Raw genomic sequence first — 21,048 nt, 5'->3', positions numbered from 1 at the left:
ATACAAAAACAAACGAACCCTACTGCCATAGTAAGGGTTCGTTCTTATTATATATGATATTCTAATTATTTCTTATCGTCGGCCTTCTTTGTATCAGCAGCCTTGGTATCAGCAGCAGGTTTAGCAGATGGCTTGTAACGCTTGTTCAGACCATTGATAACATCCTGAGTGATATCATACTTCTTATTCCCCATCAGGATATTGTCACCAGCCTTAGAAAGGATCAGATCAAACTTCTTGTCCTGGTTGTATGCTTTCAGGAAATTCTGAAGAGAATCACGCAAAGCCTCGTTAAATTTAGCAGTCTCCTGAGCCAGCTCTCCCTCAAGACGAGCCTGGAGCTCCTGAAGATCGCGCTGCTGACGCTCAATGGCAGCCTGCTGGCTGGCAGCCTGCTCACGGCTCTGGAAGCCATTGTTATTCAACTTCTGCTGGAAGTTATTTACTGCAGCCTGTAAAGCATTACCCTTCTGATTCAGTGTATTGCGCGCATTGTTACTCTTCTTCTGCAGGGTAACACTGTAGTCCTTGGCAAAATCATACTGAGTCATCAGCGAGTCAACCTCTACATAAGCGATTTTAATACCCTCACCACTTGCAGCAGCAGCGGGTGTTTCATCCATCTTTGGACTCTGGTTGTTGCACGATGCCATCATAGCTGCGATGGCCAGTGCTGAGAAAATGTACTTTTTCATTTCAAATTTTATTGTTTTTGATTAATTCATATCTATCGCTCGGATACAGCATGCCTGCTTTTCGACCGCATCTCACGATCCTGATCCATTACGCAGTGAATACCACGCTCCTTCATTGCTTCTGAATCGTGGATATGCTGTGATGAGAACTCGCCATTGCGCTTGAAAAGCACCTTAACGAGCAAAAATGCCATGCCTATAGCAATTATTAACGTGGTTATGAGTAGAGTCTCAATCATTTTTTATATCTTTGCGGCTGCAAAGTTAAGCATTTTATATCGAAATCAAACAAAAAAAGCATTAATAATGAATAAAAACGATTTAAAACCTGCAGTTGTGTTCGCAGAATTTGCGAAGATTAACGAAATTCCACGCCCTTCTAAGCGCGAGGAGAAGATGATTGAGTATTTGAAACAGTGGGGTGAGAGCCACCAATTGGATACAAAAGTTGACGAGACTGGCAACGTGATTATCCGCAAACCAGCCACCAAGGGCATGGAGAACCGCAAGACTGTTATCCTTCAGAGCCACATGGATATGGTGTGCGATAAACTGGTTGACGTAGAATTCGATTTTGACAAGGATGCCATCAAGACCTATGTAGACGGTGAATGGCTGACTGCCGAAGGAACCACACTGGGTGCCGATGATGGTATAGGTTGCGCCATTGAGTTGGCCATCCTGGCAAGCGATGATATCGAGCATGGCCCTATCGAGTGTGTATTTACCCGTGACGAGGAGACAGGTCTTTCTGGTGCCGAGGGTATGAAAGCAGGATTTATGACAGGCGACTACCTCATCAACCTTGACTCAGAGGATGAGGGCGAGATTTTCGTATCCTGCGCGGGTGGTCGTAACACCACTGCCAAGTTCACCTTCAATCGTCAGCAGCCTGCTGAGGGCAGTTTCTTCATGAAAGCCCAGCTCAAGGGATTGGTTGGCGGACACTCTGGCGACGATATCAACAAGAAGCGCGCCAACGCCATCAAGATTCTGGGTAGATTCCTCTATCAGGAGATGAACCGCTACGAGGGCATCCAACTGGCACAGTTCCATAGTGGAAAGCTGCACAACGCCATTCCACGCGATGGTCAGTTTGTGATTGCCGTACCAAACGAGTTAAAGGAGAATGTAAAAGCCGACTGGAACGTATTTGCAGCTGAAGTTGAAGACGAATTCCACGTTACAGACACACAAATGGTATGGTCGATGGAGAGCACCGATGCTGAGCCTGTGATTGATCCCGCAGTTGCCAAAAACTTTGTATGGGCCTTGCAGGCTGTTGATAATGGTATCTATGCCATCTGTCAGGACGAAGCATTGGGCGGTATGGTCGAGACCTCGTCGAACATTGCCAGCATCCACTCTTCAGAGAAGAACATTGAGATACTGAGCAGTCAGCGCTCTAACGTCATGTCAAACCTCGACAATATGTGCGCCACTATCCGTGCAGCTTTCCAGCTGGCAGGAGCTGAGGCCACTTCGGGCGATGGCTATCCCGCCTGGAAGATGAAAGCGAACTCAGAACTTCAGAAGATTGTACGCGAAAGCTATGTGAAACTGTTTGGCAAGGAGCCCGTAGTTCGTGGAATCCATGCAGGCTTGGAGTGCGGTCTGTTCTCAGAGCGCTACCCACAACTGGATATGGTAAGCTTCGGCCCCACCCTGCGATTTGTACATACTCCTGACGAGCGCCTGCTCATCCCAACCGTACAGATGGTATGGGATCATCTGCTTGATGTTCTTAAAAACATTCCACAGAAATGATCAAGTCTCGCGCGTACATTATTAATATAACTATTTGCTTGGGTGTGCTGTTTCTCGCTTCGTGCGGCAAACAGCACACTGCTGAGCAAACGGTGAAGGATTTTGTTGCCCAGAATATGCAAGAAGGCGTAGAAACTTCTGGTTACGATTTCGCTGATTTGGGCACAACCCGCCACATCAACGACTCACTTGTGACAGAAATGAGGAAAAAAGGTGCTGACTTGTTTAAAAGCGGTATTCAGTATGACAAAGCGCCCCAAGGCGACATGTTCTATCTGAGAATGAGATACTTATATAAGGGTGATACACTACAGAACACCTTTTACTTAGACTCTACCCTAACTCACGTAGTTGCTTTTAAATAACTTTTTTCGAAAAAACTTCCCCAAAAATTTGGTGGATTCGAAAATTAGTCGTACCTTTGCACCCGCAAACAAGGAGATAACCCCAAGGTTTAGAACTCCAAGGTCCTTTTGGAAGGATGGGTGAGTGGCTGAAACCAGCAGTTTGCTAAACTGCCGTACGGGTTCCCGTACCGGGGGTTCGAATCCCCCTCCTTCCGCCAAGGGGAGTCTCTGCGAGTGCATTTTGAAATGTTGGTCGATTCATCTAATGGTTAGGATACAAGATTCTCAATCTTGGCATAGGGGTTCGATTCCCCTATCGACTACATCAACAACTGCTTACATGAGCAGTTATTTTTTTCAAAAATAGCTTGATTGTTCTCGCTGCACGGTCGATTCATCTAATGGTTAGGATACAAGATTCTCAATCTTGGCATAGGGGTTCGATTCCCCTATCGACTACAAAAAAAGAGCTTCCGATTTTTCGGAAGCTTTTTTTGTATCATCATTATTGAATCCCTAAGGAATCAATAACGATGAATCGCCATAGCTCAGGAAACGGAAATCATTTTCCAGAGCATAATCATATATCTTATGCCAGTCGCCCTTGACAAAGGCACTAACCAGTAGTAGTAGAGTCGACTGTGGCTGATGGAAATTGGTTACCAGCATTTTCACGATGTGATAATCATAGCCAGGAGCAATGATAATCTGGGTACTGCTATGCAACACCTCAAGTCCGTGGGCGTCCATCCAAGCACCTAATGCAGTCAGCGAATCTACCGTGCTAACAGTGGTAACAGTATCGTATGGTTCCCACTGGTTGACATGCAAATCCGACTCAGATGCTTCCGGGTTCTGCATCACCTTAAGTCCCATATAATACAAGCTCTCGAGTGTACGAACACTTGTTGTTCCCACAGCAATAGCGCATCCATCGTGAGCAATCAGCTTGCGGATAGTATCGCGGCGTACGGAGATATACTCCGTATGCATCTCGTGGCCCTCTATCTCCTCACTCTTAACAGGCTTGAAGGTACCTGCGCCAACATGCAGTGTCAGTTCCTCACGTTCTATACCATGAGCATCAACAGCAGCCAGTACCTCTGGCGTGAAATGCAGACCTGCAGTAGGAGCAGCCACGCTCCCCTTAATCTTGCTGTAAACAGTCTGATACGTAGTTTTATCACTCTCCTGAGTTTCACGATTCAAATAGGGAGGTATAGGCAGTTCGCCCATAGCGTCGATAATCTCGGCAAACGACACCCCACCCGTCCATTCGAAATCTACTCGATGCGATGTGCCATGAATGGGACCGCGTGTGGCACACACCTCAATCTGCTGCCCCTTCACATCGATGGTGCGACGCAGCGTTCCTTCCTTCCACTTCTTCAAGTTGCCCACCAGACAATACCAGGCACAGCGTTCTGAGGTCTGGAACATCAGCTCATAGTCTGAAGGCGCTGCTGGCTCTAACAAGAACACCTCGATAAGTGCACCTGTATCCTTACGGAAATGCATACGTGCCTGTATCACTTTGGTATTATTAAACACCATCAGAGCGCCCTTGGGCAGATATTCTGGCAGGTTGTAAAACACGTCCTGACTTACTTCGCCCTTGCGATAAACCAGCAGTTTTGAATGATCACGCTGGCTGAGAGGAAACTTGGCAATACGCTCATCGGGCAGCGGATAGTTATAATCATTAATACGAATATGTCGTGGATCTGAATTCATATAATACAAGCTTTAATCAATACAAATGTTAATGTGAAAACAAAAATGGCAACTGGCCAGTTACAATCCTGACGACGGTAGCACGTGGTTGTGTACTGCGAAGGATTGAGATTGCGAGGCGTGTACATACTACGCGTAAGTCGACGATAGAGGAAATAAACGGCTGTACCTACAGTAAATCCCCAGCTGATACCAACCAGGATATCGCCAGGAAAATGAACACCTAAATACATACGGGTCCAACAATTGGTAAGCGACCAGACAATCAATGTTAAAGACAGTCGACGACTGCGAACCAGCCAACCGAAAAAGGTTGCGATGCTCATGGTGTTAGAGGCATGCGCTGAAAAGAAACCATATCTCCCGCCACGATAGCCATCAACAATATCGACCAATGTACCGATCTCCGGATCGTGAGTAGGGCGCCAACGAGCCACCAGAGGCTTAACGATCTCGTCATCAACCGTACCAGCCAGCAACACGCACAACCCTGCGCCACATAACACATACAGTAACCTACGGAAGTTATCGTTGTTCTTCATGACCATATAGAACAATCCCAAATAGAGCGGCACCCAGGTAAGTGCATGGGTGAGCGTACGGACTGCGTGGTCGAGGAACAGCGAATCGCTACCATTGACAGCTAATAAAAGCTGACGGTCGATATCAGAAAGCATCTCTATCATATCATCTCTATCTTCTTACTTTCCAACCATCCTTTCTTACCATCAGCCAAGCGGATTTCGCGCCAGTTCTTCATCGAGCTGTCGGTAATAACCACCTTGGACCCCTCGTGCAGGATAAAGAGATCAGTACCATTCTGGGCTGGTGTACTCTTAACCGTTACCGATGGCGCCACTACAATGGCACTCTGGCGATACAACAACTGCTGACGCTGCTGCCAGGCAAAGATATTGCTGACCACAAACAACGCCAAAAGAGCAAAACCGCCAAAGAATCCCACCTTCTGCATCCACACACGGCCAGAAAAGAGGTAAACCAGGAAGAGACCGATAACCAGTACTAAAGCGACAAGAGCCGTGCGAGCCCATCCATCAACACTCATCAGATTAACCAATGAACGATACCATGTAACGAAAAACATCTCACTTTCAGGCACAATCTTATCAATGGTCTTTGAACGGGCTATCTGCAAGTTAAAGCGGATATCGCCATCACCAGGTGAGAGCAACAAGGCACGTTCGTAATTCAGAACAGCACGTGTGATATTCTCTGTACGATAATAGGCATTACCCAAATTATAGTATATCTCAGCCGAAGCACCATTCTTAAGAAGGCTTTCATAACCTTTGATAGCTTCCTGATAATTACCATTGACATAAGCAGAATCGGCCTCTGCCTTGGTAGCAGCATTGGCAGCCATTGGTGCCAGGAGCAACAGTAAGATAACAGTTGAAACCTTCTTGCCGCCTTTCTTCATGGCCCCTTCAATCTCCTCAATAGCCAAGATGGCCTTATCGTAAACCTTATTCATATTTCCCTTTGGATCACCAGGCGCATAGCGCTCAAATTCACACTCGTCAATAGCACCAATAAACTTATCGATAATAGACTGGTGAACACCACGATCTGCCAGTTTCTGACTGATATTGTCGTGCGAGAGCTGAGCAACAGGAATAGTCAGTTTATCGCCTACATAGCCCCATAGTGCACGGAGCACCTCGTCGTAGAACTCACCAGGTTTGTTATCCGTCATGAGTCGCGAAGCCTTTTTCAGACGCTTCGTTGCCACCTTGTTTGCTTTCTTGCCACGCATCTTTGTAACATTTGCATTATCAATGGCACGCTGGCGGAAAATGATAAACAAAGTCATGAAAACAAGAACCAACGCTACAAGGGTAACCCAATAAGCCGTTGAGCCGAAGAAGAAGTCATCAACAGGATGCTGCTTAACATCGCCCGTCTTAATAAAACGGATATCCTTATTTAGCTCCTGCAAATCTTCCTGACCAGAGAAATCGCTAACCGAGGAAGTGCCAGAACCTTTGTCTACATCCAGATGGAAAGCCTCGCTCTTAACTGTCTCGTAGCGCTTGGTCGTCGTATCAAAATAGGTAAACTCCACAGGTGGCAAATCATATTTGCCCTGATGGCGCGGCACAATCAGGATATCGTAAATCTTCGATCCCTCAATACCTGCTGTCGTCAGTTTGGTTTGCTCAGTAACCTTAGGCTCATACTTATCAAAATCCTTTGGCAGCGTGATAGAAGGCTGCTTGATCAGTTTCAAGTTACCTGTTCCACTCACAATAACACGCAACGTGATAGGATCATTAGCCTTAGTCTCTGTCTTATCGAGCTGAGCCGAAATATTAAACTTACCCACCCCACCAGAGAATGAAGCAGGACGCTGTGGCAGCGGATCAACCTGAATCTCAATGCCAGGCGCTTCGATTTTCTTTTTCACTTCCACATAACCTGAGCCACCATTGAAGAAAGCTTCAAAGGGATCAACATTACGATTCTGCTGGACAACGATTCCCTCAAAGGTAATGGCAGGAATATGTAATTTACCTGTGGTCTGTGGGAACATGACATACTGGCTCCAGGTACAAGTGCGATACGGACGTCCGTTAATCGTCTCGACAGAGAAAGACTTCTGCTGAGGCAGATCAACCTCCTGCGTATAGAAACTCTTCAGATCAGGCATATCGCCACGAAGCTGAGTGAGCTGAACCAACGTATATACCTTATAGGTGAGCAGAATCGGCTCCTGCTCAAACACGCGCTTCTTGTTAGCACTCACCTTAATAAAGAGGTCGCTACCCGAGATACGGCTACCCATGTCGCGCACCTCTTCGCCAGCATTACCGTTCTGATTACGCGAAGAACCTGCGGAACCTGACACCTTGATAGTCAACGTATTAGAAGCAATTTTCTTTCCATCAACTACCACATGAGCTGCAGGAATGGTGAACGAGCCCCCCTTAGTAGCAGCTACAATATAAGTATAGGTGATAGATGAGGTGGAGCTGGTATGACCATTAATCATCTGATAGCTCGACTGCATAGAACGGTTAGGCCCTATGAGCACTTCGAACTCTGATGGGATATTACCAGCACGGAAGTCAGATACATTTTGAGTATTGACCGTATACGACAACCGGAACTGTTCGCCCACCGCTACATGCGAAGGCGCAGATGCAGTAAGAGTTTGAGCCAGCAAACTTAAAGGCAAAAAGGTTAAAAGGTAAAAGGGCAGAACCCATTTCACCCACCTTTGCACCTTATCAAATGTAATATTAATCATTTTTTCGTTCTTACCTTTTTACTTTTTTACCAATTCTTTAATACATTACGACGCTGCGGCTGTTGCTGCTGTTTCTTCATCTTGTCCTGTGTCATCTTCTCATTCTGGATGGCCGCATTCAAGAGTTGTTCTGCATTGTCTTTACTCATCTGAGGTTTCTGCTGCTGTTGCTGCTTGTCGTCTTTCTTATCTTGTTTCTGATCTTTCTGATCATCTTTTTTCTGATCATCCTTCTTTTGATCATCCTTGTTAGGTTGATTCTGCTGCTGTTTCTGGTCTTGCTTCTGTTTCTGATGTTTGCAGAGAACCAGATTGTATCGGGTCTCATCATCATTAGGATTCAAGCGCAAAGCGTTCTTATAGGCTTCAATAGCCTCGCCATACATCTTGTGAGTCTGACAGATAACACCCATATTATGATAGGCTGCCGACTTACGCAACGGACTCGTCTCCATACGGGCCGCCTGTTCAAACTGCTGAACAGCTGCCGAGTCCTTCTTCTGCGCCAACAGCGCGTTTCCAAGGTTATAAGCAGCCTGCGGATTCTTAGGATTCTTCTCAACGGCTTTGCGGTATGATACCTCTGCCTTATCATACTGCCCCAAGCGGAATTGTTTATTACCCTCACGGATATACTGACGATCGGACGTTTGCGCACAAACGGTTGAAGCAACCATCAGCAATAACAGCGTGGCAACAGTCTTCTTCCTCGTCCCAAAGAGCGAGAGACGTTTAATCAAAGGATTGCGACGGTCGAAAATACATATTTCGAGAATCAACAGCAATAAGGCAAGGATAGCTACAGCCTGGAACTGCTCATCAAATTCGCTATAAACAGTACTCGTCGTCTCCTTTTTTGCCAATTTGTCGAGTTCGTTGTCCAACTGATCCTGGGCAGCACTATTATTCTCCACATGGATATAAGCACCACCACCAGCCTGAGCCACTTGACGACACATATCTTCATTCAGTGCCGACATCACCGTGTTGCCTGTATTATCCTTCATATAGTCGCCTGTGCCTGGAATGGGGATAGGAGCTCCGTTAGTAGAACCTACGCCCAACACATAGACACGCATACCAGCATCCTTTGCAGCCTTAGCAGCTTCGAGTGCCCCACCCTCGTGATCCTCACCATCTGTAATCACGATAATAGCTTTTCCTATGCCCTCTTCCTGTGTAAAGCTATGAGAAGCCATATCGATGGCACGGGCGATATCAGTACCCTGAGTAGCCATCATAGATGGATCAATGCTTGAAAGGAACATTTTGGCCGACACATAGTCGCTCGTGATAGGCAACTGCACGAAAGCATCGCCTGCGAAGACGATAAGTCCAATCTTATCATTGGTAAAATGGTCGACCAGATTTTCGACCATCATCTTACTACGATCCAAACGACTTGGCACAATATCTTCAGCCAGCATAGAGTTACTGATATCCATTGCAATAATAGTCTCAATACCAGTACGCTGTTCGTGGTTAATCTTAGTACCGAACTGCGGACGGGCAAGCATGACTACCAGCAATGCCAATGCTCCTTGCAGAATCCAGAACTTGACAGACGGACGGAAACGCGAAACATCGGGCATCAGCTCATGCAATAATCTGGGATCGCCGAACTTGCGCAAGCGCTTCTTTTGATTGCGATATGTCAGAAACCGTATCAGCGCCAATACAGGTATCAGCACTAAGAGATAGAAATATATAGGGTCTGCAAATCTAAACATATTATGGAATCCTCCTAAAGATTGTTATACGAAGTAGAATTTCGAGCAGCAGGGCTAAAACAGCCACAAGCGCAAAAGGCTGATAGGCCTCATAACGCTTGCTAAAGGTCTTAACGTTAAGTTTCGACTTTTCCAACCGATCAATTTCCTTATAGATATTACGAAGTTCCTTGGTATTTGTAGCGCGATAGAAATCACCCTCGGTTGCAGCAGCAATCTCGCTAAGGGTCTTAGTATCTATCTCGACAGGAATGTTAACATACTGCACACCGCCAGCCACAGGCATTGGATAAGGAGCCACCTTATTGGTACCAACACCAATGGTATACACACGGATACCCATGCTTTTGGCAATCTCGGCTGCAGTAGATGGAGAAATATCACCACGGTTATTACTACCATCGGTCAGCAGAATAACCACTCTGCTTTTAGCCTTCGAATCCTTCAGACGGCTCACAGCATTAGCCAATCCCATACCAATAGCAGTTCCGTCCTCAATGAGTCCGCGAGCAGCAATATCTGTACGTACATTCTGCAGCAGATTCAACAGCGATGTGTGATCAGTTGTCATAGGACACTGTGTGAATGACTCGCCTGCAAAGATAACCAATCCGATGTTATCATTAGGACGACCACTGACGAACTCTGAAGCCACCTGCTTGGCAGCTTCAATACGGTTAGGACGCAGATCCTCTGCCAACATACTGGTCGAGACATCCATCGCCAGCATAATATCAATACCCTCAACAGTCTTACTATCCCATGAATTCTGAGTCTGAGGGCGAGCCAGAACCATTACTATCATGACAAATACCAGCAGTCTGAGCAACATAGAAAGCGGCATTAATGTCACCTTCCAACTACGAGGCGCATAGCGAAACACAAAGGTATCGCTCATCCGCAGCGTAGGCTCGGTTTTCTTTCTGTACATCACATACCATATCACATAAGGTATGATGAGCAGAAGTAACAGCAGATATTCTTTATTGACAAATTCCATTTGTTCTGTTTTAATTCAATAACTGATAAAGTGTATATGCCACATATCCGAACAAGACGACACACACCACAGAGATCAACGTGATGACCGTCTTGAGCAGTCGGCGTGACTTCTGTGTACGCTGATCTTCCTCCGAGAGCTGTGGTTTAACCGTTTCTTCCACAGGCTGATTCTCAAGTTTGGTCTGGTTAATGAAATCGATAGCACTCACAAGGTTCTTATCATTCTCATTAATCAGCGTAGAATACTTGGCGAACTTAACCAGATCGGCAGTCATGAACAGCTCGCGCAGTTCGTCGAGAGCCTTCTGGTCCTGCGATGCTGTCAGTCGCTCGATAATCTCGCTACTGGTCATCTCCATGGCATTAAATCCATAGCGCTCTTCGATATACTTACGCAAGGTATCGGTAAGTTTGGTATAGTATTCCTTTGAGTTCTCTGATGCCACCATCTTATCAGCCTTAATCTGCTCAATCTCTTGCATAGCCTTCTGATGAGGCAGTAATCGTTTCACAATGCGGATATGAGTGATGATGGGCTTATTGTCGCGCAGACGAAGATAGAGATAGTAGCACAAAGCCAACAGTACCAGCATCAGCACACTGAGCCAGAAAGGCAGGCTCCACTCACTCCAGAGGAACGGATTATCCTGCACATCCTTAGGTCCAAAGAACTGATCAACCTGAGTGGTATCTACATCAATCGTAAGTACCTTCAAAGCCAGACTCTTACTCTTATACTGCTTGCCATCAACCTTGACAACCATTGGTGGCAGGTAATAAAGGGTATCATCAAACGAGGTTAATGTATAAACCATCGAACGGGCTTCGAAACCATCTCCTGCGTCGCGTTTCTGCTCCTGACAAGAAAGGACTTCCACACCAGGAGTTATCATCTGGGTTGGCTTGAACTGGGGGAATTCAACCTTTGCTGAAGGCTGAACCGTTGTTGTCAACCTCAGATGAGTCTGCTGACCAACAAATATCTGAATCGAGTCAATCTCTGCCTCGATAGACACTTGTGCTGATATCAGCAAAGCATTAGCAATCAGTGATATAAGAAGAAATATTCTTTTCATTAATTACGCTGTTTAAATAGCAATAGCAACGATTTCACGAAGTCCTCGTTGGTGGCTATGCTCACATTGTCCACATTGCTCTTATTAAAAGTATCCAACAACTGCGCTTGTCGTGTCATCCAGTATTTCTGGTAAGCCTGACGCAGTTTTTTGGAACTCGTATCTACATACTGCTCATACCCCGTTTCAGCATCAACAACCTTCATTAGCCCTACATCGGGCAACTCACGGGCACGCTGATCATACACCTGAATAGCAACCACATCATGCTTGCGATTGGCAATCTGCAGCGACTGCAGGAAATCTTCACGCACATAGAAGTCACTAAGAATGAAAGCGGTAGTACGACGTTTTTGTACACTCGACAAGAATTCGATGGCCTGTTTGATGTCAGTACGTGTCGATTCCGGTTTAAAGTCGAGCATCTCACGTATAATATACAGAATATGCTTACGACCTTTCTTCGGTGGAATATACTTCTCAATCTTATCAGAGAAGAAGATGACCCCAATCTTATCGTTGTTCTGAATAGCACTAAAAGCAAGGGTGGCAGCAATCTCTGTCACCATATCACGCTTCATCTGCTTCTGGGTTCCGAAATCGAGCGATCCGCTGACGTCGATGAGCAGCATGACCGTCATCTCACGTTCTTCTTCGAACACCTTGACATAAGGACGATGGAAACGAGCAGTCACATTCCAGTCAATATCTCGCACATCATCACCAAACTGATACTCGCGCACCTCGCTAAAGGCCATTCCCCTACCCTTAAAGGCAGAATGATACTGACCTGCAAAGATGTTAGAGCTCAGACCACGGGTCTTGATCTCGATCTTACGGACTTTCTTTATAATCTCAGAGGTTTCCATTAGGGCACTTCAACCTTATTGATAATCTTTGAAACAATCTCCTCGCTGGTGATATTGCTGGCCTCAGCCTCGTAGGTCAGTCCGATACGATGGCGCAGCACATCATGAGCCACAGCACGAACATCCTCTGGCACCACATAACCACGACGCTTGATGAATGCATAAGCACGAGCAGCCTTGGCCAGATTGATGCTGGCACGTGGCGAACCTCCGAACGAAATCATATCCTTCAGGTCCTTCAAGCCATAGCGCTCAGGATAACGTGTAGCAAATACGATATCAGCAATATACTGCTCAATCTTCTCATCGATATAGACCTCGCGCACTACACTACGAGCTTTCAGAATCTCATCAGCAGTAGTCACAGGTGTCACGGTTGGCATTTCACCAGTGATATTCTCACGGATAATCTTCTTCTCTTCTTCGAGTGAAGGATAGTCGATAACTACCTTCAACATAAAACGGTCTACCTGTGCTTCAGGCAATGGATAGGTACCCTCCTGTTCGATTGGGTTCTGAGTAGCCATCACGAGGAATGGGTTTGGCAAGCTGAAAGTCTGGCTGCCAATAGTAACCTGTTTTTCCTGCATGGCCTCAAGCAGAGCACTCTGCACCTTGGCTGGTGCACGGTTGATTTCATCAGCCAGCACGAAATTAGCGAATACAGGTCCCTTCTTCACCTGGAACTTCTCTTCCTTCTGTGAATAGATCATTGTACCAATGACATCGGCAGGAAGAAGGTCGGGGGTGAACTGGATACGACTGTAGTCTGAGTCAATCAGCTGTGAGAGGGTCTTAATCGCCAGGGTCTTAGCCAGACCAGGAACACCTTCCAACAGAATATGTCCATCACTCAACAAACCAATCAAAAGTGAATCTATCAGATGCTTCTGCCCCACGATGACGCGGTCCATTCCACTTACAAGATTTGTTACAAATGCGCTTTGTTGTTCAATCCGGATATTCAACTCACGGATATCAATAGCTTCTGCCATAATATTTTCTATTTATAAGTTTTCTAAAATTTGACTGCAAAATTACTTTTTTTATAAGACTTGACCACTATTTATGTGTCTAAATAATATTAAAAAAGTTTCCCAAAACCTAAGTTTTAAGAAACTTTTTCATTATTTGCAGATTTAGTTGACTGTTGCAGCCTTCTTTTTCTTTTTCAACTCCAGTTTTGGGATTTTGATTTCCTGTCCCACTTTTAGTGGAGTCGAGGCTTTGATGTTGTTATATACCTCAAGATAGCACTCCATATCTGGACCTAAAATACGGCGCGAAATCTTTACAAGATTCTCACCTTCCTTTACCTTTACCACCTTTTCGGTTCCAATAATACGGTAAGCACCAAGACGCACACGGACATCCATCTCGTCGTACTTATTGTATACAGGTTTGGCCTCTTTTTCTGCCTTGGCCTTGGCATCCGCTTTGGCTTTAGCTTCAGCTGCTGCTTTCTCAGCATCGGCCTTTGCCTTTGCTTTGACTTCGGCTTCTTTTGCCTTTTGCTCTTCTGCCTTCTGCTTTTCTGCAGCCGCCTCCTCTACTGGTGCGGTCTCTTCAGCAGGCGCCTCCTTTACCTTGGCCCCAGCGGCTTCAACCTTAACAACCTCTGCCTTCTGAACATTAATGACTGTGCTCTTTTCAGCAGGCTCTACCAGCTGAGAACAAGGATAATAGCTACCCAGCAGATAACCACCAGCCAATCCAATGATAACAGCAACCAATACTAATAACCACTTAGAAGCGGGATTACCTTTGGTTTCAGGTACCTCCTCTTCAGCAGGCTCATCCTCTTCTGCAGGTTCCTCTTCAGCTGGGGCTTCTTCTGTCTGAGGTTCCTCTTCAACGAGAGGTTGCTCTTCAACAATAGGCTGTTCTTCAACCTCAGGTATATCTTCAACAGCAGGTTCCTCAATTATCTCTGGCTCTGGCTCAACAGTAGGTTGGGCCTCAACAACTGGAGCAGGTTCTGGAACGACCTCAGGTTCTGGAACGACCTCAGGCTCAGTAGCAACATAAGGCTCAATAACCCACTCAGGAACATCCTCCTCAGCAACCTCAGGCTCAGATTCAACTTCCGGTTCTGGCTCAACCACAGGCTCTGGTTCAACCACAGGTTCTGGCTCAACCACAGGTTCTGGCTCAACCACAGGTTCTGGCTCAACCACAGGCTCAGGCTCAGACTCTACCACAGGCTCATCTGGATCACCAAAATCCACAAGCGGCATTGACGAGTGATCATCGCCCATAACCTCCTCTGGCTCAGGCTCAGTCATAGGCTCTGGAGTCACTACCGGCTCTGGCTCAACTACTGGTTCTGATTCTACTTCCTGCTCAGGAGCGTCAGTAGTTGTTGTAGCAAGATCCTCGAAGTCTACACCCTCATTCAGCACCACCGTCTCAAACTGCGAGAACGGCTTGTTAACCAGCTCTTTCAGCAAAGCATCAGGTGTATAGGTTATCTTTCCATGTCCTTCAATAAGCACACGCTCACCTGTATTGACATTTACACTTTCGCGATCTTCCACATCAATAATCTTGAAAGTACCTAATCCTTTAACTTTTACAAGCTTATCGGTTTCAAGATGCTGTTGCACAATATCAAACATAGCGCCCACAAACGCACTTGCTTCGCGCTTATTCAGCTTCTTACGCTCTATCAGCACATTGGCCAACTCCTGCATTGAAATCTTTCCCATCACTCGGTTCCTCCATTCTTAACGCGTTCTTTCCAACTAACATTCGGTTTGAATGTCAGCACTAATTTTGGTGGAACCAACATGCGCTGTCCTGTAGAAGGATTTACCATGATACGCTCCATCTTCTTTTTTACTTCGAATGTGCCGAAAGTGGGAATCAGCACCGAGTCATCATCTTGGAAATGATCACCCATTGCCTCAACAACACAATTCACGAACTGCTGTGTTTCCTCAGCAGTGTAGCCTGTTCGTTGCGCCAATTCTGTGATAAAGTCTTTATTGTTCATATGTTTTAATGATTGTGGTTCCGTATAAATCAAATTCCTCAGAATCCTTTATCAAGACATCGTAGAACTCTCCGATATTCAGCTTTGCCTCAGCTGCGGGTATCAGCACCTCAGGATCAACTTCTGGCGAGCAGAATTCTGTGCGGCCTATATAATAATCGCCCTCACGCCTGTCGATAATCACCTTGAATACCTTTCCTACTTTTTCAGCCTCAAGTTCTGCGCTGATATTCTGCTGGATACGCATGATCTTATCGAGTCGATTCTGCTTCACATCCTCAGGCACGTCGTCCTCGAAGTTGTCAGCCGAATAGGTTCCTTCTTCCTCTGAATAAGCGAAAGCACCCATACGCTCGAAACGAGCCCATTTCACAAATGCCTTGAGCTCCTCGAAATCCTCATCAGTCTCACCTGGGAAACCAACCATCAGGGTCGTTCGGATGTGGATGCCAGGCACCTCTTCACGCATACGGCGCACCAGTTCATAGGTTTCCTCCTTGGTTACGTGTCGACGCATACGGGTCAGCATGTTATCCGACACATGCTGAAGGGCAATGTCGAGATACTTACAAACGTTCTGCTTTTCACGAATCACACGAAGCAGGTCCCATGGGAAATGTGTGGGATAAGCATAGTGCAAGCGAATCCACTCAACACCTGGAATATCGGCCATCTGCTCGATGAGCTCAGCAATATGCTGCTTACCATCCAAGTCAACACCATAATAGGTTAACTCCTGAGCAATGACATTAAACTCCTTGGTACCCTGACTCACCAGATAGCGGACCTCATCCAGGATTTCCTGCATCGGACGGCTCTGATGTTTACCAGTAATCAGAGGAATAGCACAATAGGCGCAATGACGATCACACCCCTCGCTAATCTTGATATAGGCGTAATGACGAGGAGTGGTGATATGACGTTTGCCTTCGCAAACCTTGAAATCCTCACCCTTCAAGTCATTCAATAATTTCTTATAATTGAACTTTCCATACCAGCCGTCGACCTCAGGAATCTCACGTTCCAAGTCGGCCAGATAACGCTCGGAAAGACAACCCATCACAAAAAGTTTCTCGATCCTACCTTCTGTCTTAGCCTGAGCAAACTCCAGGATGGTATTAATGCTCTCTTCCTTCGCATCGTTGATAAAACCACAGGTGTTAACGACTACGATTTCGCCCTGAGGATCATCGCTATCGTGCGTACACTGATAGCCATTAGCCTCCATCAAGCCCATCAGAGTCTCACTATCAACCAGATTCTTAGAGCATCCCAGTGAAATAATATCTATTGTCTTACTCATTGAACAGCGAATCTACAAACTGGCGTTTATTAAACAACTGGAGGTCGGTCATCCCCTCGCCCAGTCCGATATACTTTACAGGAACCTTCAACTGGTCGGAGATACCAATCACGACACCTCCCTTGGCAGTACCATCAAGTTTGGTGATAGCCAGCGAAGTAATCTGGGTAACAGCAGCAAACTGCTTGGCCTGTTCGAAGGCATTCTGACCAGTAGAGCCGTCAAGCACAAGCATCACCTCATCAGGAGCCTCAGGCAGAACCTTCTTCATCACTTCCTTGATTTTCTTCAGCTCGTTCATCAAGCCCACTTTGTTATGCAGACGTCCTGCCGTATCAATCAAAACCACATCGGCTCCGTTAGCCTTCGCACTCGACAGTGTATCGAATGCCACACTGGCAGGATCGCTACCCATCTGCTGCTTGATAACAGGCACGCCTACCCTTTCGCCCCAAATGCACAGCTGCTCTACAGCTGCAGCACGGAAAGTATCGGCAGCGCCAAGATATACTTTCTTACCAGCCTGCTTGAATTGCCAAGCCAGCTTACCGATGGTTGTGGTTTTACCCACACCATTCACGCCAACCACCAGGATAACGTATGGCTTATGGTCGGCAGGCAGATCCCAGTTATCATTATCCTCCGAATGGTTCTCTGCCAACAGATTTGCTATCTCATCACGCAGTATGGCATTCAGTTCAGAAGTACTGACATACTTATCACGAGCCACACGCTCCTCGATGCGCTGAATAATCTTCAATGTGGTGTCAACGCCGACATCACTTGTAATGAGAACTTCTTCCAGATTATCCAAGACATCATCATCCACCTTCGACTTTCCAGCTACAGCACGAGCAAGCTTATCGAAGACGCTTGTCTTAGTTTTCTCCAAGCCCTTATCAAGGGTCTCCTTTTTATCCTTACTAAAAAATCCAAATAAACCCATATTGCAATATTTTCGATTGCAAAGATAGGTATAATTTACGACACAACCAAAAAAAGAGGCTGCAAATTTCTTTGCAGCCTCTCATTTTATATGAATAATGTCAATTAGTTCTTAAAGAAGTCCTTAACGGCCTCGTTTGGAACCATCTGCTCGTCGAAGATGTAAGCACCAGTCTTGGGGCTCTTAACCATCTTGATTACCTTTGTGTAAGCGCGACCATCCTTTGAGCCTTCGTGGAGGGTAGCGACGGTTTTCTTTGCCATACTTCAGTCGTAATTATTTAATCTCCTTGTGAAGAGTCATCTTCTTCAGGATTGGGTTATACTTCATAAGTTCCATACGCTCAGGCGTATTCTTACGATTCTTTGTGGTTACATAACGGCTAGTACCGGGCATACCACTGTTCTTGTGCTCAGTGCACTCCAGAATAACCTGGACGCGATTACCTTTTGCTTTCTTACTTGCCATGATTTTAATCTCCTATCACTTTAATATCCTTCCAGTCTACAAAACCTTTAGCGACAGCCTGCTTCAAGGCAGCATCCAGACCAACTTTGTTAATCATACGAAGACCAGCAGCGCTAATCTTCAACTGAATCCAGCAACCCTCCTCTACATAGTAGAACTTCTTGCTGAAAAGGTTGACATCAAAGCTTCTCTTAGTACGGTGCTTTGAGTGAGACACATTGCAACCTATCTGTGCCTTCTTTCCTGTAATTTGACAAATCTTAGACATTTCTATCTACTTTTTACTTGTGATTTACACTTACTTATTCCAAACAGCGTGCAAAATTACACAATTTTATTGAGATTCAGATAATTACACGACTGGAAAATAAAAGAATTAATAATTTTTAACCTTCTCGCATGGATCTGGGGGCATCTTCTTCCTTCAAGAAGCCCAAAAACATCTCCATAGCACGGTTTGTAGCGATAGCCAGATTAATGTCTCGACCGTAGTCTTCTTCCAGCTTCATGGTAGTCACTCTTTCAGGACTTCCGCAAGCCAACCAGATGGTGCCTACGGGTATCTCTTTGGTACCTCCGGTAGGACCAGCAAAGCCCGTTGCAGCAATCGCATAATCGGTATTCAGTGCCTTACATGCACCCTTTACCATAGCAATCGCAACCTCCTCACACACAGCGGTTTTCTCTTCGAGCAACTGATGGTCAACACCCAGCAGATTCTCCTTAACCTCGTCGATATATGAGATAATACCACCCTTGAAATACTTGGAAGCACCAGGCACAGCAATGATTGCCTCAGCAATACGGCCACCAGTACAACTCTCAGCGGTACTTACAGTCTTTTCTGTTTCCCAGAGGATTTCACTCACCTCCCTACTTGTAATCTTACTTTCAAAATCCATATTTAGTTTTATTACTTAAATGTTACTTTTGAGAATGCAGGCGCATCGATTGAGCAGAACTGCTGGTCCTGATACTTATAATAGCCCACGATACCTATCATGGCAGCGTTATCAGTGGTATAGCTGAACTTGGGAATATAGATGGTCCAGCCATAGCGCTTCTCAGCATCGTAGAACGCATTGCGCAGTCCGTTGTTGGCACTCACGCCACCAGCCACAGCCACATGCTTGATCCCCGTCTGCTTCACAGCCTTCTTCAGCTTCTTCATCAGGATATCCACAATCGTCCACTCTAACGAGGCAGCGATGTCCTCCTTGTGCTTCTCGATGAAGTCAGGATCCTCAGCCACCCACTTCTGCATCGAATAGAGGAACGAGGTCTTCAAGCCCGAGAAACTATAGTCGAGTCCAGGGATATTAGGTTCAGCAAACTGGAAAGCCTTGGGGTTTCCCTGTCGCGCCAATCTATCGATGATTGGGCCACCAGGATAACCAAGTCCCATCACCTTCGAGCACTTATCGATAGCCTCACCAGCCGCATCGTCGATGGTCTGACCCAGCACCTCCATATCGTTATAGGCGTTCACCTTCACAATCTGTGAGTTTCCGCCAGAAACCAGCAGACAGAGGAATGGCAATGGTGGCTGATGCTGATCATCCTCGCTCTCCTTAATGAAATGCGCCATCACATGTCCCTGCAGATGGTTCACGTCAATCATCGGGATACCCAACGAACGGGCAAAACCCTTAGCAAAGCTCACACCAACCAGCAACGAGCCCATCAGTCCCGGACCACGGGTAAAGGCAATCGCCGTCAAGTCCTCTTTGGTAATGCCAGCCTTCTTGATAGCCTGATCAACCACAGGCACCACATTCTGTTGGTGAGCTCTCGATGCCAACTCGGGCACCACCCCACCGTATGCCTCGTGTACAGCCTGCGAAGCTGTGACATTCGACAGCAGAATACCATTCTTCAGGACAGCTGCCGATGTATCATCACACGAGCTCTCTATACCTAATATATATATATCCTTTTCCACCACTATTCACTAATACGTCAGTACTTCAACACCATGTTCTGTCATCACGAGCGTATGCTCCCACTGGGCGCTGGGCAGTTCATCTTCAGTAATCACCTCCCATCCGTATGGATCGTCAGCATCGATAAACACCTTCCAGGTACCCATATTGATCATAGGCTCGATGGTAAACACCATACCGGGCACCAGTAGCATACCAGTGCCACGATGACCATAGTGGTTCACATCGGGCTCCTCGTGGAATTTCAGTCCTACGCCATGTCCAGCCAGATCGCGAACGATACCATAGCCATACTTCTTACAGTGTTTCTCTATCGCATGACCTATATCGCCCACAAAGCTATAAGGCTTAGCAGCCTCCATACCAATCTCCAGACACTCCTTAGCCACACGCACCAGCTGTTCCTTCTCAGGCGATGTCTTGCCGATAATGAACATACGGCTTGCGTCAGCATAGTAGCCATCAAGGATGGTCGTAAAGTCCACATTGATGATATCGCCCTCCTCGAGCACGTCCTCCTCTTTGGGAATGCCGTGGCAAACCACCTCGTTGATAGAGGTACATACACTCATGGGGAATCCTTCGTAATTGAGACAAGCAGGGATGGCGCCAGCGTCCTCGCATACCCTGCGACATATCTGGTCGATCTCCAGTGTGTTCATACCAGCCTTAATTTCCTTGGCCACTGCGTCGAGCACAGCGGTATTTACAACACCCGCCTTGCGGATACCTTCTATCTGTTCTGGGGTTTTAATCAAGTCACGTGTTGGTACCAGCTTACCCTTATTCTCCCAATACATGATGGTTTTATCCATCTCAGTGGGCTCCTGTCCGGGCAAGCAATGCCATCTTCTTTTCTTATTAAATGCACTCATTTCACCTTATTATATATATAATCGGGT

Annotated in this window: 22 protein-coding genes and 3 tRNA genes; 5 read left to right on the top strand and 20 right to left on the bottom strand. The window is 46.2% G+C overall.

The features are described 5' to 3' along the window. Positions 1 to 65: 65 nt before the first annotated feature. Both T491_RS0108360 and T491_RS0108355 read right to left on the bottom strand, forming a co-directional pair. On the bottom strand, positions 66 to 695 hold the full coding sequence (locus T491_RS0108360) for an OmpH family outer membrane protein (protein WP_028903492.1): 630 nt from the start codon (positions 693 to 695) through the stop codon (positions 66 to 68). A 32-nt stretch (positions 696 to 727) separates the two neighbouring features. Beyond that, on the bottom strand, positions 728 to 889 hold the full coding sequence (locus tag T491_RS0108355) for a hypothetical protein (RefSeq protein ID WP_369699752.1): 162 nt from the start codon (positions 887 to 889) through the stop codon (positions 728 to 730). Between the two features lie 112 nt (positions 890 to 1,001). On the opposite strand from T491_RS0108355, the gene T491_RS0108350 reads away from it, so the two are divergent. The 5 genes from T491_RS0108350 to T491_RS0108330 all read left to right on the top strand — a co-directional run bounded on the left by T491_RS0108350 (position 1,002) and on the right by T491_RS0108330 (position 3,268). Beyond that, positions 1,002 to 2,462, top strand: a complete 1,461-nt coding sequence (locus tag T491_RS0108350; RefSeq protein WP_028903490.1) for an aminoacyl-histidine dipeptidase — start codon at positions 1,002 to 1,004, stop codon at positions 2,460 to 2,462. Next, positions 2,459 to 2,827 carry a hypothetical protein gene (locus tag T491_RS0108345; protein WP_028903489.1) on the top strand — a complete coding sequence of 123 codons (369 nt, stop codon included), beginning with the start codon at positions 2,459 to 2,461 and terminating at the stop codon, positions 2,825 to 2,827. The genes T491_RS0108350 and T491_RS0108345 overlap by 4 nt, the downstream gene beginning before the upstream one ends. 110 nt (positions 2,828 to 2,937) lie before the next feature. Further along, a tRNA-Ser gene (locus tag T491_RS0108340) sits at positions 2,938 to 3,027 on the top strand. 33 nt (positions 3,028 to 3,060) lie between these two features. After that, a tRNA-Glu gene (locus T491_RS0108335) sits at positions 3,061 to 3,132 on the top strand. Positions 3,133 to 3,196: 64 nt separating this feature from the next. Continuing rightward, positions 3,197 to 3,268, top strand: a tRNA-Glu gene (locus T491_RS0108330). A gap of 57 nt (positions 3,269 to 3,325) precedes the next feature. Here the strand turns inward: T491_RS0108330 and T491_RS0108325 are convergent. The 18 genes from T491_RS0108325 to map all read right to left on the bottom strand — a co-directional run bounded on the left by T491_RS0108325 (position 3,326) and on the right by map (position 21,021). Next, positions 3,326 to 4,543 (bottom strand): S-adenosylmethionine:tRNA ribosyltransferase-isomerase, encoded by a 1,218-nt coding sequence (locus tag T491_RS0108325; protein WP_028903488.1) that lies wholly within the window; start codon positions 4,541 to 4,543, stop codon positions 3,326 to 3,328. Further along, positions 4,540 to 5,229, bottom strand: coding sequence for a phosphatase PAP2 family protein (locus T491_RS0108320; RefSeq protein WP_028903487.1), 690 nt, complete (start codon positions 5,227 to 5,229; stop codon positions 4,540 to 4,542). The genes T491_RS0108325 and T491_RS0108320 overlap by 4 nt, the downstream gene beginning before the upstream one ends. Continuing rightward, complete coding sequence (locus T491_RS0108315) at positions 5,226 to 7,742, bottom strand: BatD family protein (protein ID WP_369699751.1); 2,517 nt, start codon at positions 7,740 to 7,742, stop codon at positions 5,226 to 5,228. Before T491_RS0108315 ends, T491_RS0108320 begins: the two co-directional genes overlap by 4 nt. A gap of 98 nt (positions 7,743 to 7,840) precedes the next feature. After that, entirely contained in the window at positions 7,841 to 9,544 is a 1,704-nt protein-coding gene (locus T491_RS0108310) for a VWA domain-containing protein (RefSeq protein ID WP_028903485.1), read from the bottom strand. A 1-nt stretch (position 9,545) separates the two neighbouring features. After that, positions 9,546 to 10,544: a VWA domain-containing protein gene (locus T491_RS0108305; protein ID WP_028903484.1), complete on the bottom strand. Its 999-nt coding sequence runs from the start codon at positions 10,542 to 10,544 to the stop codon at positions 9,546 to 9,548. 10 nt (positions 10,545 to 10,554) lie between these two features. Then, positions 10,555 to 11,622 carry a BatD family protein gene (locus T491_RS0108300; protein WP_028903483.1) on the bottom strand — a complete coding sequence of 356 codons (1,068 nt, stop codon included), beginning with the start codon at positions 11,620 to 11,622 and terminating at the stop codon, positions 10,555 to 10,557. Continuing rightward, positions 11,622 to 12,491, bottom strand: coding sequence for a DUF58 domain-containing protein (locus T491_RS0108295; protein ID WP_028903482.1), 870 nt, complete (start codon positions 12,489 to 12,491; stop codon positions 11,622 to 11,624). Before T491_RS0108295 ends, T491_RS0108300 begins: the two co-directional genes overlap by 1 nt. Further along, positions 12,491 to 13,486 carry a MoxR family ATPase gene (locus T491_RS0108290; protein WP_028903481.1) on the bottom strand — a complete coding sequence of 332 codons (996 nt, stop codon included), beginning with the start codon at positions 13,484 to 13,486 and terminating at the stop codon, positions 12,491 to 12,493. Before T491_RS0108290 ends, T491_RS0108295 begins: the two co-directional genes overlap by 1 nt. A 144-nt stretch (positions 13,487 to 13,630) precedes the next feature. Beyond that, complete coding sequence (locus tag T491_RS0108285; RefSeq protein WP_028903480.1) at positions 13,631 to 15,199, bottom strand: HU family DNA-binding protein; 1,569 nt, start codon at positions 15,197 to 15,199, stop codon at positions 13,631 to 13,633. After that, entirely contained in the window at positions 15,199 to 15,486 is a 288-nt protein-coding gene (locus T491_RS0108280; RefSeq protein ID WP_028903479.1) for an HU family DNA-binding protein, read from the bottom strand. Before T491_RS0108280 ends, T491_RS0108285 begins: the two co-directional genes overlap by 1 nt. Beyond that, positions 15,476 to 16,789 carry a 30S ribosomal protein S12 methylthiotransferase RimO gene (gene rimO / locus T491_RS0108275; protein ID WP_028903478.1) on the bottom strand — a complete coding sequence of 438 codons (1,314 nt, stop codon included), beginning with the start codon at positions 16,787 to 16,789 and terminating at the stop codon, positions 15,476 to 15,478. Before rimO ends, T491_RS0108280 begins: the two co-directional genes overlap by 11 nt. Then, entirely contained in the window at positions 16,782 to 17,735 is a 954-nt protein-coding gene (gene ftsY, locus T491_RS0108270) for a signal recognition particle-docking protein FtsY (RefSeq protein WP_028903477.1), read from the bottom strand. Before ftsY ends, rimO begins: the two co-directional genes overlap by 8 nt. A gap of 104 nt (positions 17,736 to 17,839) precedes the next feature. After that, positions 17,840 to 17,998, bottom strand: a complete 159-nt coding sequence (locus T491_RS17385) for a DUF4295 domain-containing protein (protein WP_006950479.1) — start codon at positions 17,996 to 17,998, stop codon at positions 17,840 to 17,842. A 13-nt stretch (positions 17,999 to 18,011) separates the two neighbouring features. Continuing rightward, a complete protein-coding gene (gene rpmG, locus T491_RS0108260) occupies positions 18,012 to 18,203 on the bottom strand; it encodes a 50S ribosomal protein L33 (RefSeq protein WP_028903476.1) in 192 nt (63 codons plus the stop codon). A 4-nt stretch (positions 18,204 to 18,207) separates the two neighbouring features. Next, positions 18,208 to 18,471 (bottom strand): 50S ribosomal protein L28, encoded by a 264-nt coding sequence (rpmB, locus tag T491_RS0108255; protein ID WP_013063140.1) that lies wholly within the window; start codon positions 18,469 to 18,471, stop codon positions 18,208 to 18,210. Between the two features lie 118 nt (positions 18,472 to 18,589). Further along, positions 18,590 to 19,105 (bottom strand): CinA family protein, encoded by a 516-nt coding sequence (locus T491_RS0108250; protein ID WP_028903475.1) that lies wholly within the window; start codon positions 19,103 to 19,105, stop codon positions 18,590 to 18,592. 11 nt (positions 19,106 to 19,116) lie between these two features. Then, positions 19,117 to 20,148, bottom strand: coding sequence for a tRNA (adenosine(37)-N6)-threonylcarbamoyltransferase complex transferase subunit TsaD (tsaD, locus tag T491_RS0108245; RefSeq protein WP_028903474.1), 1,032 nt, complete (start codon positions 20,146 to 20,148; stop codon positions 19,117 to 19,119). Positions 20,149 to 20,154: 6 nt separating this feature from the next. Beyond that, positions 20,155 to 21,021 carry a type I methionyl aminopeptidase gene (map, locus tag T491_RS0108240; protein WP_033148776.1) on the bottom strand — a complete coding sequence of 289 codons (867 nt, stop codon included), beginning with the start codon at positions 21,019 to 21,021 and terminating at the stop codon, positions 20,155 to 20,157. Positions 21,022 to 21,048 lie beyond the last annotated feature (27 nt).

The organism is Prevotella sp. P6B4 (assembly GCF_000619985.1).
In the GTDB taxonomy this organism is placed as follows: domain Bacteria; phylum Bacteroidota; class Bacteroidia; order Bacteroidales; family Bacteroidaceae; genus Prevotella.
This window is presented reverse-complemented; position numbering and strand designations above follow the sequence as displayed.

What these genes read in the sequence shown, in the direction of transcription:
- T491_RS0108325 (WP_028903488.1), bottom strand. Translation starts at nt 4,543, where the DNA reads ATGAATTCAGATCCACGACATATTCGTATTAATGATTATAACTATCCG.
- rpmB (WP_013063140.1), bottom strand. Translation starts at nt 18,471, where the DNA reads ATGTCTAAGATTTGTCAAATTACAGGAAAGAAGGCACAGATAGGTTGC.
- T491_RS0108355 (WP_369699752.1), bottom strand. Translation starts at nt 889, where the DNA reads ATGGCATTTTTGCTCGTTAAGGTGCTTTTCAAGCGCAATGGCGAGTTC.
- rimO (WP_028903478.1), bottom strand. Translation starts at nt 16,789, where the DNA reads ATGAGTAAGACAATAGATATTATTTCACTGGGATGCTCTAAGAATCTG.
- T491_RS0108305 (WP_028903484.1), bottom strand. Translation starts at nt 10,544, where the DNA reads ATGGAATTTGTCAATAAAGAATATCTGCTGTTACTTCTGCTCATCATA.
- T491_RS0108310 (WP_028903485.1), bottom strand. Translation starts at nt 9,544, where the DNA reads ATGTTTAGATTTGCAGACCCTATATATTTCTATCTCTTAGTGCTGATA.
- T491_RS0108350 (WP_028903490.1), top strand. Translation starts at nt 1,002, where the DNA reads ATGAATAAAAACGATTTAAAACCTGCAGTTGTGTTCGCAGAATTTGCG.
- T491_RS0108360 (WP_028903492.1), bottom strand. Translation starts at nt 695, where the DNA reads ATGAAAAAGTACATTTTCTCAGCACTGGCCATCGCAGCTATGATGGCA.
- rpmG (WP_028903476.1), bottom strand. Translation starts at nt 18,203, where the DNA reads ATGGCAAGTAAGAAAGCAAAAGGTAATCGCGTCCAGGTTATTCTGGAG.
- T491_RS0108345 (WP_028903489.1), top strand. Translation starts at nt 2,459, where the DNA reads ATGATCAAGTCTCGCGCGTACATTATTAATATAACTATTTGCTTGGGT.
- ftsY (WP_028903477.1), bottom strand. Translation starts at nt 17,735, where the DNA reads ATGGGTTTATTTGGATTTTTTAGTAAGGATAAAAAGGAGACCCTTGAT.
- T491_RS0108320 (WP_028903487.1), bottom strand. Translation starts at nt 5,229, where the DNA reads ATGATAGAGATGCTTTCTGATATCGACCGTCAGCTTTTATTAGCTGTC.
- T491_RS0108280 (WP_028903479.1), bottom strand. Translation starts at nt 15,486, where the DNA reads ATGAACAATAAAGACTTTATCACAGAATTGGCGCAACGAACAGGCTAC.
- T491_RS0108300 (WP_028903483.1), bottom strand. Translation starts at nt 11,622, where the DNA reads ATGAAAAGAATATTTCTTCTTATATCACTGATTGCTAATGCTTTGCTG.
- T491_RS0108295 (WP_028903482.1), bottom strand. Translation starts at nt 12,491, where the DNA reads ATGGAAACCTCTGAGATTATAAAGAAAGTCCGTAAGATCGAGATCAAG.
- T491_RS17385 (WP_006950479.1), bottom strand. Translation starts at nt 17,998, where the DNA reads ATGGCAAAGAAAACCGTCGCTACCCTCCACGAAGGCTCAAAGGATGGT.
- T491_RS0108285 (WP_028903480.1), bottom strand. Translation starts at nt 15,199, where the DNA reads ATGGGAAAGATTTCAATGCAGGAGTTGGCCAATGTGCTGATAGAGCGT.
- T491_RS0108290 (WP_028903481.1), bottom strand. Translation starts at nt 13,486, where the DNA reads ATGGCAGAAGCTATTGATATCCGTGAGTTGAATATCCGGATTGAACAA.
- map (WP_033148776.1), bottom strand. Translation starts at nt 21,021, where the DNA reads ATGAGTGCATTTAATAAGAAAAGAAGATGGCATTGCTTGCCCGGACAG.
- T491_RS0108250 (WP_028903475.1), bottom strand. Translation starts at nt 19,105, where the DNA reads ATGGATTTTGAAAGTAAGATTACAAGTAGGGAGGTGAGTGAAATCCTC.